Origin of the sequence: Ornithinimicrobium sp., from assembly GCF_051004135.1 — a bacterium.
Classification (GTDB): domain Bacteria; phylum Actinomycetota; class Actinomycetes; order Actinomycetales; family Dermatophilaceae; genus Ornithinicoccus.
Window position 1 is genome coordinate 18,529 of record NZ_JBPCKQ010000214.1, and the last position, 9,993, is coordinate 28,521.

Annotated in this window: 12 protein-coding genes; 4 read left to right on the plus strand and 8 right to left on the minus strand. The window is 70.9% G+C overall.

Going from position 1 to position 9,993, the window contains the following annotated elements:
- Positions 1 to 136: 136 nt before the first annotated feature.
- Both ACR2FV_RS15385 and ACR2FV_RS15390 read right to left on the minus strand, forming a co-directional pair.
- Positions 137 to 1,375 (minus strand): PhoH family protein, encoded by a 1,239-nt coding sequence (locus tag ACR2FV_RS15385; RefSeq protein WP_434016590.1) that lies wholly within the window; start codon positions 1,373 to 1,375, stop codon positions 137 to 139.
- A gap of 405 nt (positions 1,376 to 1,780) precedes the next feature.
- On the minus strand, positions 1,781 to 2,545 hold the full coding sequence (locus ACR2FV_RS15390; protein WP_434016577.1) for an isoprenyl transferase: 765 nt from the start codon (positions 2,543 to 2,545) through the stop codon (positions 1,781 to 1,783).
- Positions 2,546 to 2,658: 113 nt separating this feature from the next.
- Between ACR2FV_RS15390 and trhA the strand changes: the two genes are divergently transcribed.
- Positions 2,659 to 3,423 carry a PAQR family membrane homeostasis protein TrhA gene (trhA, locus tag ACR2FV_RS15395; RefSeq protein ID WP_434016578.1) on the plus strand — a complete coding sequence of 255 codons (765 nt, stop codon included), beginning with the start codon at positions 2,659 to 2,661 and terminating at the stop codon, positions 3,421 to 3,423.
- Here trhA and ACR2FV_RS15400 read toward each other — a convergent pair.
- The gene (locus tag ACR2FV_RS15400) at positions 3,404 to 3,688 is read right to left on the minus strand and encodes a hypothetical protein (RefSeq protein ID WP_434016579.1); all 285 of its coding nucleotides are present in this window, start codon (positions 3,686 to 3,688) and stop codon (positions 3,404 to 3,406) included. The two genes, trhA and ACR2FV_RS15400, sit on opposite strands and share 20 nt — an antisense overlap.
- On the minus strand, positions 3,685 to 4,725 hold the full coding sequence (gene mca / locus ACR2FV_RS15405) for a mycothiol conjugate amidase Mca (RefSeq protein WP_434016580.1): 1,041 nt from the start codon (positions 4,723 to 4,725) through the stop codon (positions 3,685 to 3,687). Before mca ends, ACR2FV_RS15400 begins: the two co-directional genes overlap by 4 nt.
- Positions 4,726 to 4,831: 106 nt before the next feature.
- On the opposite strand from mca, the gene ACR2FV_RS15410 reads away from it, so the two are divergent.
- Positions 4,832 to 5,212: a DUF4307 domain-containing protein gene (locus ACR2FV_RS15410; protein ID WP_434016581.1), complete on the plus strand. Its 381-nt coding sequence runs from the start codon at positions 4,832 to 4,834 to the stop codon at positions 5,210 to 5,212.
- A 187-nt stretch (positions 5,213 to 5,399) separates the two neighbouring features.
- Positions 5,400 to 5,897 (plus strand): transcription elongation factor GreA, encoded by a 498-nt coding sequence (gene greA / locus ACR2FV_RS15415; RefSeq protein ID WP_434016582.1) that lies wholly within the window; start codon positions 5,400 to 5,402, stop codon positions 5,895 to 5,897.
- Positions 5,898 to 5,913: 16 nt separating this feature from the next.
- Here the strand turns inward: greA and ilvA are convergent, their stop codons facing one another.
- Genes ilvA through ACR2FV_RS15430 form a run of 3 tightly spaced genes read right to left on the minus strand, consistent with a single transcriptional unit; the run spans position 5,914 to position 8,828 of the window.
- A complete protein-coding gene (gene ilvA / locus ACR2FV_RS15420) occupies positions 5,914 to 7,146 on the minus strand; it encodes a threonine ammonia-lyase (RefSeq protein WP_434016583.1) in 1,233 nt (410 codons plus the stop codon).
- A gap of 9 nt (positions 7,147 to 7,155) precedes the next feature.
- Positions 7,156 to 8,517: a glutamate mutase L gene (locus ACR2FV_RS15425; RefSeq protein ID WP_434016584.1), complete on the minus strand. Its 1,362-nt coding sequence runs from the start codon at positions 8,515 to 8,517 to the stop codon at positions 7,156 to 7,158.
- A complete protein-coding gene (locus ACR2FV_RS15430; protein ID WP_434016585.1) occupies positions 8,514 to 8,828 on the minus strand; it encodes a hypothetical protein in 315 nt (104 codons plus the stop codon). Before ACR2FV_RS15430 ends, ACR2FV_RS15425 begins: the two co-directional genes overlap by 4 nt.
- A 90-nt stretch (positions 8,829 to 8,918) precedes the next feature.
- Here ACR2FV_RS15430 and msrA point away from each other — a divergent pair, with 90 nt between their 5' ends.
- On the plus strand, positions 8,919 to 9,563 hold the full coding sequence (gene msrA / locus ACR2FV_RS15435; RefSeq protein WP_434016586.1) for a peptide-methionine (S)-S-oxide reductase MsrA: 645 nt from the start codon (positions 8,919 to 8,921) through the stop codon (positions 9,561 to 9,563).
- 146 nt (positions 9,564 to 9,709) lie between these two features.
- Here the strand turns inward: msrA and ACR2FV_RS15440 are convergent.
- A partial coding sequence (locus tag ACR2FV_RS15440; RefSeq protein ID WP_434016587.1) for a hypothetical protein occupies positions 9,710 to 9,993 on the minus strand: 284 nt, incomplete at its 5' end.

Here is a 9,993-nt window from a genome sequence, read left to right on the forward strand (position 1 = left end):
GTCCCGGGCAAGAAGTGCCCTACGGGGGGAGGGACCGAGCGTTATCAAAACGTGATAAAGCAAACGTTTCATGTCCCGGAGCCCAAGCGCAACCCTGCGGCAGGCTAGGTGGGCAACCTCACATCCGCCCGCTCACTCACACCACAGGAGCTCCCTCCAGCAACTCTGTCACCAGCGCCGCGATCGGACTACGCTCGCTGCGGTGCAGCGTCATGTGCGCGAACAGCGCATTGCCCTTGAGCGCCTCGATCACGGCCGCGACCCCGTCGTGCCGCCCCACCCGCAGGTTGTCGCGCTGGGCGACGTCGTGGGTCAGCACCACCCGGGACGACTGCCCCACCCTGGACAGCACCGTCAGCAGCACGTTGCGCTCCAGCGACTGGGCCTCGTCCACGATGACGAAGGCGTCGTGCAACGAGCGCCCGCGGATGTGGGTCAACGGCAGCACCTCCAGCATGCCGCGGTCCAGGATCTCCTCGACCACCTCCTTGCTGACGACGGCCCCGAGCGTGTCGAAGACGGCCTGGGCCCACGGCCCCATCTTGTCGTTCTCGGTGCCCGGGAGGTACCCCAGATCCTGGCCGCCCACGGCATACAGCGGACGGAACACGATCACCTTGCGGTGCTGACGACGCTCCATCACCGCCTCCAGACCGGCGCACAGCGCCAGGGCGCTCTTGCCAGTGCCCGCCCGGCCGCCGAGGCTGACGATGCCGACGTCCGGGTCGAGCAGCAGGTCCAGCGCGATCCGCTGTTCGGCCGAGCGACCGTGCAGCCCGAAGGCGTCGCGGTCGCCGCGGACCAGCCGCACCGAGCGATCGGGACAGACCCGGCCGAGCGCGCTGCCGGAGGGTCCGAACACGGTGACCCCGGTGTGGCACAGCATCTGCTCGGCGAGGGGGTGCTCGAGTCGTCCGCTCTCGTAGAGCCTGGACATCTGTGCGTCGTCGACCTCGAGCTGACCCATCCCACTCCAGCCGCTGTCCACCGGCAGCTCGGCGCGGTACTCCTGCGCGTCGAGGCCGACCGCGGAGGCCTTGACGCGCATCGGCAGGTCCTTGCTGACCACCGTCACATCGCAGCCCTCGCCCGCCAGGTTGGTGGCGACCGCCAGGATGCGGGTGTCGTTGTCGCCGAGCCGGAAGCCCGCCGGCAGGGCCTGCAGGTCCGTGTGGTTGAGCTCGACTCGCACCGTGCCGCCACACTCCCCCACCGGCACCGGCTCGCTGAGGGTGCCGTGCTGCACCCGCAGGTCGTCCAGCACCCGCAGCGCCTCCCGGGCGAAATACCCCAGCTCGGGGTGGTGCCGCTTGGCCTCCAGCTCGGAGATGACCACGACCGGCAGCACGACCTCGTGCTCGGCGAAGCGCAGCATCGATCGTGGATCCGACAACAGGACGGAGGTGTCCACGACGTAGGTCTTGGTCCGCCCGGGCGTGTCGCCCTGCGCCGACGGCACGGCGGCGGGCTGCTGCAGGTGCGGCGCGGATGAGGTGGTGGGGGTACGGGTCATGTCGACTCCCTGGACGCGCGCCCGGGGGCTACGCGTCGTGGCGATGAGGTGACCGGGACCGGGCCCTGCGATCGCTCGCGCAAGGCCGGCTCCGGCCCCCCGCCCAGAGCAGTCGCTCCATCTGGATGAGCCTCCCGAGAAACAGCACCGGGTGCGCTGTCCTGATCCGACGGTATGTCGTGGGCCACCTGATGCGCGACACCTGGACAGGCGTTTCGGCGGCGTGTCGGGCAGTTGTCACCAGCCGGCCACCCCGCCGTCACCGGATCAGCTGCCGAAGCGACGCTCACGCTCGGCATAGGCTCGCAGCGCTCGCAGGAAGTCGACCTTGCGGAAGTCCGGCCAGTACGCCTCGCAGAAGTAGTACTCGCTGTGCGTGCTCTGCCACAGCAGGAAGCCACCGAGTCGCTGCTCGCCGCTGGTCCGGATCACCAGGTCGGGGTCCGGCTGTCCCTTGGTGTAGAGGTGCTCGGCGATGTGCTCGATCTGCACCGTCCTTGCCAGCTCGTCCAGCGGCGTCCCCCGCTGCGCGTGCTCGGCCAGTAGCGAGCGCACCGCGTCGGCGATCTCCTGACGCCCGCCGTAGCCGATGGCCACGTTGACCAGCATGGTGTCCAGGTCCTCGGTGGCCACCGCCGAGGTCTGCAACGACGCACGGGTGCGCTCGGGCAGCAGGTCGAGGGCCCCGACGACGTGCAGTCGCCACCGCCTGGCCTGCGACAGGTCGGCCACGACGTCCTCGATGATCCGCAGCAGCGGGTCCAGCTCGGTGACGTCACGGCCCAGGTTGTCCGTCGACAGCAGCCAGAGGGTGACCAGCTCGACCCCGGCCTCCTCGCACCACTCCAGCAACGGCTTGATGTTGTCGGCACCGGCCCGGTGGCCGTCCGAGGCGGCGGCGTTGCGCAGCCGCGCCCAGCGCCGGTTGCCGTCGAGCATGACCCCCACGTGACGAGGAAGCCGCTCGCCATCCAGGTGCTTGGTCAGCGATCGGTTGTAGGCCCGATAGACCAGACCGCGCACAGACCGCATGGGCGCCAACTTACTCGGCCCGTCCTGGGCGCTCCCGGTGAACTCGCTGGCAACTCCCCGAGATCAGGGTTACGGAGTAGTAACTTACGGTGGCGTAGCGTTACGCTCCGAGCATGAGTGCCAGCCGGGCCACGCCGCGAGATCCCGATGCCGAGCCGGAGCTCCGGGACGAGTCCGGACCCGCCGAGAACGCCGCGGAGTTCGCCCAGGCGGCCCGCGAGGTCGCGTCCACGGTCAAGCCTCGGCTGCGCGGCTGGCTGCACCTGGGGATGACGCCCCTGACGCTTGCCGCCTCGATCTTCCTGATCTCGCTGGCTCCCACCACCGCCGGGCGCATCTCGGCCGCGATCTTCGGCACGACCGCTGTGCTGTTGTTCGCCACCTCAGCGATCTATCACACCGGCCGCTGGAGCCCCGTGACCAAGGGCGTGCTCAAGCGCCTCGACCACGCCAACATCTTCCTGATCATCGCCGGCAGCTACACGCCCTTTGCCGTGCTGCTCCTGGAGGGCAGCCAGCGCACGGCGCTGCTGACCATCGCCTGGACGGGGGCCCTGGCCGGACTGCTCTTCCGGGTCTTCTGGACCAGCGCGTCGCGCTGGATCCACACCCCCATCTACATCGCCCTCGGGTGGGTCGCGGTCTTCTTCCTCGACGAGTTCTGGACCCGTGGCGGACCGGCCGTGACCATCCTGCTCGCCGCCGGTGGCCTGCTCTACACCCTGGGTGCTGTGGTCTACGCGCTCAAGCGGCCCAACCCCTCACCGGACTGGTTCGGCTTCCACGAGATCTTCCACGCCTTCACCGTGGCGGCGTTCTCCTCGCACTGCGTAGCGGTCTACCTCGTGGTCTACGGCGCTACGGCCGCGGTGGGCTGACCGGCGGGTCGGTCGTCGAGCGTTCCTGCTCGGCCGTGCTCGTCGAGGGGTCCTGCTCGGCCGTGGTCGTGGGCGGGTCCTGGACGGCCGTGGTCGTCTCGGCCGTGGTCGCCTCGGTCTGCGGGTGGTGCTCCGCCTCCGACTGACGCATCCTGCGCAGCCGGCGACTGAGGTCGCGGCCGAGGAACCACAGCACCAGGGCCAGCCCGAACAGCACCAGGAAGCCGCCGAGCCCCGCCGTGATCTCCACGTCCGAGGGGTTCACGAGGCGCGCTCCTCCTGCTCCTGCTGCTCCTGCGCCTCCTCGTCACCGTCGACGCTCGAGGAGGGCGCTGCCGCCTCACTCTCCTCCGGCGTCGGCTCCGGGGACCGGTAAGCCAGCACGAGCTCACCTCGCTCGTCCCGCTCGGCCGGCCGACGGCATACCTCGTCCAGCTCGGTGCCGCGCGGCAGACCCGCGAACAGGTCGTCCTCGGGCAGATCGACCGGCACCAGGGACCGGGCGAGCTCGTAGTCCTCCGTGGGGTGCACCCGGTGCTGCAGGTCCATCGGGATCTTGAACCAGTGCCCGCCCGGGTCGACCTGCGTCGCGTGCGCGCGCAGCGCCTCGTCCCTGACCTCGAAGTAGTCACTGCACGGCACGTGCGTGTGGATCGCCCGCTCCGGCCACTTGCTCATCCGCTCGACCCAGTCGACGAACGGTGAGTCCAGCTCCGCGTCGAGCATCGCCTGATGCAGCTTGCGCAGCCGCTGCGGCGAGAAGCCGGAGTAGTAGACCTTCTGCGGCTGCCAGGCAAGCCCTGCATGGGGGTATGCCGAGGGGTCCCCTGCAGCCGCGAACGCGGCCATGCCGACCGTGTGGGTCATAATGTGATCGGGGTGGGGGTATCCGCCGTTCTCGTCGTAGGTGGTCAGCACGTGTGGCCGGAAGGCCCGGATCACCCGGAGCAGCGCCTCGGTCGTCACCTCGATCGGCTCCAGCGCGAAGCAGCCCTCGGGCAACGGCGGCAGCGTGTCGCCCTCGGGCAACCCGGAGTCGACGAAGCCGAGCCAGGTGTGTTGCACACCCAGGATGCGGGCCGCCGCCGCCATCTCACGTCGCCGCACCTGCGGCATGTCCCGCTCGATCTCCGGGGAGTGCTGCAGCCGGGGGTTGAGCACGTCGCCGCGCTCCCCGCCGGTGCAGGACACCACCATCACCTCCGCCCCGCTCGCCGCATACATGGCCGTGGAGGCCGCCCCCTTGGACGACTCGTCGTCCGGGTGCGCGTGCACCGCCATCAGTCGCAGACCCTCGTTCACCACTACTCCTCGTCGTCTGGCTTCGCTCGCAGCCGGCTGCTCTATGCAGCGCACGGTGCGAGACAATCATTCCGATTCTCGCACCCCTTGGACGGAGTCCCACCGGATGAGCACCCCCACCGACCGCACCGGGTCCTCCGCGCGCACCTGGTGGGTGGTCGGCGTGGTCGGTGTTCTGGCGATGAGCGCCGTCGCGGTGTGGTTCGGCCTCTCCGCCACGCTCGGGCGGGTGCACTGGGTCGACACGGGACACCAGATCGTGGCCGATGACCGGGTCGACGTGCGCTTCGACCTGACCCGGGACCCGACGCGCAGTGTCGTGTGCCTGCTGGAGGCACAGGACGTGCGACACACCGTGGTCGGCAGCGTCGAGACCACGATCGGACCGGTCGCGAGCTCGCCGAGCAGGCACGTCGCCACCGTGCGGACGGCCGGGCCCGCGGTCACCGGGTATGTCGAGCGCTGTCGCTACGCGGACGAGGACTGACCCCGCCGCCGTCGACCTGCTGGACACGGGGGCCACAAGGGGTAAACTAAGGGTTTCCAGCACGGTCCGGGCACGCATGACCCCGCTACAGAGGTCCTTCGCCCGGGCTTTCTGCATGGGGCGCCGGTCGCCGCGACCAGCCCCGTGCGACCAGATCTACATTCGTCCACATCGAGGAGTGAGCATCGTGACCGAGACGGCCAAGGCATCGTCGAGCTATCTGACTCAGGAGGCCTACGACCGGCTCAGCGCCGAGCTGGCGCAGCTGTCCGGGCCGGGACGCGTCGACATCGCTCATCGCATCGAGGCCGCGCGCGACGAGGGCGACCTGAAGGAGAACGGTGGCTACCACGCAGCCAAGGAGGAGCAGGGCAAGATGGAGGCCCGCATCCGTCAGCTGCAGCACCTGCTGGACAACGCCGCCGTGGGCTCGGCGCCGCCGGACGACAACATCGTCGAGGGCGGCATGGTCATCACTGTGGAGATGTTCGAGGACACCGAGCAGTTCCTGCTGGGAAGCCGCGAGATCCTCGGCAACGGCGAGGACCTCGCCGTCTACAGCGAGAACTCGCCGCTGGGCCAGGCGATCATGGGCCATTCAGCCGGCGACACGGTGTCCTACGAAGCGCCCAACGGCTCCTCCATCGAGGTCAAGATCCTGGCCGCCAAGCCCTACCAGCCCTGAGCGGACCTCAGCGCGGCTACGTGCCGGGCAGGGAAGCCAGCAGGTAGCCCTGCTCGCGCAGCCCCTGGCGCACCCGGTCCGAGTGCTCGTGACCCTCGGTCTCCACGGTGATTGCGATCTGCACCTCGTGCACGTGCAACGACACCTCGGTGCGGGCGTGCTGGACGTCCAGCACGTTGACGTGCTGACCGGCCAGATGGGTCAGCAGCTGCGCCAGGGAGCCGGGCAGGTCGGGGACCCGGACGCTCAGCTGGAGATAGCGGCCGGAGACCGAGAGTCCGGTGCGGATGATCCGCAGCAGCAGCGGGTCGACGTTGCCGCCGGACAGCACCGCCACGACCGGGCCGCGTAGGGTCCCCACCCGCCCGGACAGCAGGTGGGCCACGGCCGCGGCTCCGCCGGGCTCGACGACCAGCCGGGCGCGCTCCAGGCAGAACAGCAGGGCGCGGGCGATCTCGTCCTCGGCGACCGTCGCGATCTCGACCTGCCGGTCCGCCTGCTGAAGCACCGCGAACGGCACGTCGCCCGGGCGCCCCACGGCGATCCCGTCGGCCATCGTGGCCATCCGGGTCAGCGGCACGGGGTGGCGGGCAGCCAGCGACGCCGGCCACGCCGCCGCCTGCTGGGCCTGCACCCCGATCACGCGCACGTCGGGGCGTCGCGCCCACACGGCGGTGGCGATCCCGGCGAGCAGGCCACCGCCGCCGGTGCACACCAGCACGGTCCGCACATCGGGGACCTGCTCGAGGATCTCCAGCCCGCAGGTGCCCTGGCCGGCCACGATGTCGGGGTGGTCGAACGGTGGGACGAAGACCGCGCCGGTGCGCTCCTCGTGGGCCCGGGCCGCCTCGATGCACTCGTCGATGGTGCTGCCCACCTGGTGGACACGGGCGCCGTACCCCCGGGTCGCCAGCAGCTTGGGCATGGCGGCACCGGTCGGCATGTAGACCGTGGCCTCGATCCCGAGCAGACGGCCGGCGAGGGCGACCCCCTGGGCGTGGTTGCCCGCGCTGGCTGCCACGACCCCCCGGGTCCGCTCGTCCGGCTCGAGCCCCGCCATCCGGGTGTAGGCGCCGCGGATCTTGAACGACCCCGCCCGCTGCAGGTTCTCGCACTTCAGGTGCACGGGCGCACCGACGACGTCGCTGAGCCCCTGGCTGTGCTCCATCGGCGTCGACTCGATCACCCCGGCGAGCACCGCCCGGGCCGCGTGGATGTCCGCGACGCTCACCGGTGGGTCCAGGGGCACCCTCGCAGGCTAGCGGGCCGAGCGGTCCGGGTGCCCCAGCCGCGCGGCGAGCGCCCGGGCCGGGCCGGGATGATCCGGTGCCAACAGCCCGATCGCGCCCAGCAGGTATGCCGTGTCGATGGTGCCGCGCGCACCGGTCGGCGGTCGCCAACCGCCGGCGTGGTCGGCGGTGACCGTCGCCAACGCCTCGAGCGCGGCCGCAGCGGCGCCGTGGCGCAGGGCCCCGCCGGAGCCCACCAGGTGCGCGACGTCGGCCAGCGGGCGCGGCTGCTCGCCGGGTGCCGCGGGGCGGCCGTGCCGACGCGCCGCGATCACGCAGGCGAAGCCGGCCAGTCTCAGGTCCAGCCGGCGTTCGGCCTCGTCGGCGGGCAGTCGCCCCGGGTCGGCAGTGACGCTCTGCACCCAGTCCTCCAGCGTCGGCGAGTCGGCGCCCGGCAGCCCCTCCCTCCGGGCCGCGGCCAGCAGACCCAGGGCGCCCCACCGCATACCGAGATCGGCCTCGACCGTCCGGGCGGCCCAGATCGGTGCGACCACATGCTTGCGCAAGGTCGCGTCCTCACCCTGCGGTGTGAGCACGGAGTAGGCGTCGGTGGTCGCGCCACCCACGTCCAGCACCATCACGTCCGCTCCGGCGACCCCGGCCACCACCTGCACCCCGTCCAGCACCGCGTCGGGAGTCGCCGCGCGCACCAGGGCGGCGAACAACGGGCCCCGGGAGAGCCCCTTGCCCCCGATGACGTGGCGGAGGAAGACCTCCCGGATGGCGCGGCGTGCCGCGACCGGGGCGATCTCGCCGATCCGGGGCAGCACGTTGTCGGTGAGCACGTGTCGGCGGCCGGCGCCGGTCAGGATCCCGGCCACCTCGTCCTGGACGGCTCGGTTGCCGGCGACGACGACCGGCGCCCGCAGCCGCGCCCGGCCCAGCCGCTCGGCGTTGTGCCGGATGCACTCGGCGTTGCCCCCGTCGGTCCCTCCCACCAGGAGCACCACGTCGGGCCGGACTGCCCGCAGCGCGGCCACAGCGGCACCGTCGAGCGCGCCGCCGACGACGTGCACCACCTTGGCCCCCGCACTCAGTCCCACCCGACCGCCCGCCTCTGCGGTGATCTCCCGCTCGTAGCCCACCACCGCCAACCGCAGACCCCCACCCGCGCTCGAGCAGATCAGCACCCGGTCACGGTCCTCGATCTCGGGAACGCCCGCCCCGGCCTGGACCGCCAGGTCGGCCCGAGCCGCGCGGACGCCGTCCAGGACGTCCGACCCGGCCGTGGTGGCCACCGAGGCGCGGGCGACCAGCACGCCTCCGGTCTCCTCGACCAGGGCTGCCTTGGTGAAGGTCGACCCGATGTCGACACAGAGCAGGTGGGTCACTCCGCCCCGGACACCGCCCGCCAGATGATGACCGTGAACAGCAGGACCAGGCCCAGCAGCATGAGCAGCAGTCCGGACAGGACTCGGCTCGTCGTTGCGCGCAGGGCGATCCCGGTCTCCTCGTCCACCGATCCGGCGGAGCGCGCCCCGTCTTGGATCTCCCGGCGCTGCGTGATGCCGTAGAGGTAGATGGTCAGGCCGACCAGCAGGAGCGCGATCGGAGCACCGAAGCGCAGCGCCAGCTCGCCGCCGGACCACCCGGCGCCGGCGGCCTCGGCTGCGGCCGGGCTGAGTGAGGCGAGGACGGTCATGCCCGCACGGTGCCACACCCCGAGGCGAGGATGCGACCGACCGACCGGCCGAGCCGGAATGGGGATGCAGCACGTCGGTGTTGTCCGGTCGTGAGCATCTTCAACACCACTCCCCCGCCCGGTCGCACCGAGCCGCTACCCGACATCCCCTCGACCCACGAGGTGCTCGGCACTGCCCTGCACGGGCCCTGGGGGGAGCACGCCGAGGTGCTCTACGTCGCGATGGGCTGCTTCTGGGGAGCCGAGCGACTGTTCTGGACCGCGCCGGGAGCGATCACGACCGCCGTCGGCTACATGGGCGGGTCGACACCGCATCCCACCTACCGCGAGGTATGCGGCGGGCGCACCGGTCATACCGAGGCCGTCCAGGTGGTCTACGACCGCTCCCGGGTCGCCCCGGAGGATCTGCTCAAGGTGTTCTGGGAGAACCACGACCCCACCACGAAGGACCGGCAGGGCAACGACCGAGGCACGCAGTACCGCTCCGCGATCTACTGGACCACCCAGGAGCAGCAGGAGGCGGCACACGCGAGCGCCGAGGCGTTCCAGGGGGTGCTGCGCGAGCACGGTCACGGCGCCATCACGACCGAGCTGACCTCGGCCTCGCAGGCGGGCGACTTCTACTTCGCGGAGGGCTACCACCAGCAGTACCTTCATAAGAATCCGGGCGGCTACTGCAACCACGGACCCAACGGGTGCGCATTACCTGCCCCTAGGCAGACGACCGAGCAGTGACGTAAACAGTGCCCCTCCGGTGTGACCCCACTAGAGGGGCACTGCCTGTCTGGCGCTGGCAGGTCAACGGGGAACCTGAATGAAACCCTCGCTGCCATCGCTCCCCGACGCCCAGGCACAGCAAGGCACGGGGTGGCGTTGACGCCTTACTGTTGCTTCACGATCAGCTCGTGGTGATGGACCCGACCGCCGATGACATGCGGCAACGGTGTGCCCTCGAAGGCGTATACCCTGCCCCGCCATGTGAGCGTGCTCCCGGTCCACAGGTCGTCAGGGAGGGTCACTGGCAGGGTCACGCGGAGCCTCGATGAAGGCACCTGGTCGTAACGGTCAAGCGCCTCCGAGGACTGCAACGGGGACACTTCCGCGCGCAGGTCCACGGGCACGTCGACGTAAATGTAGTTGCCGAAATCGTCGCGCTCCCCGGTGT

Coding starts and splice junctions, on each gene's coding strand:
- ACR2FV_RS15385 (WP_434016590.1), bottom strand. CDS start 1,375: ATGCTGCGCTTCGCCGAGCACGAGGTCGTGCTGCCGGTCGTGGTCATC.
- ACR2FV_RS15390 (WP_434016577.1), bottom strand. CDS start 2,545: ATGCGGTCTGTGCGCGGTCTGGTCTATCGGGCCTACAACCGATCGCTG.
- trhA (WP_434016578.1), top strand. CDS start 2,659: ATGAGTGCCAGCCGGGCCACGCCGCGAGATCCCGATGCCGAGCCGGAG.
- ACR2FV_RS15410 (WP_434016581.1), top strand. CDS start 4,832: ATGAGCACCCCCACCGACCGCACCGGGTCCTCCGCGCGCACCTGGTGG.
- ACR2FV_RS15430 (WP_434016585.1), bottom strand. CDS start 8,828: ATGACCGTCCTCGCCTCACTCAGCCCGGCCGCAGCCGAGGCCGCCGGC.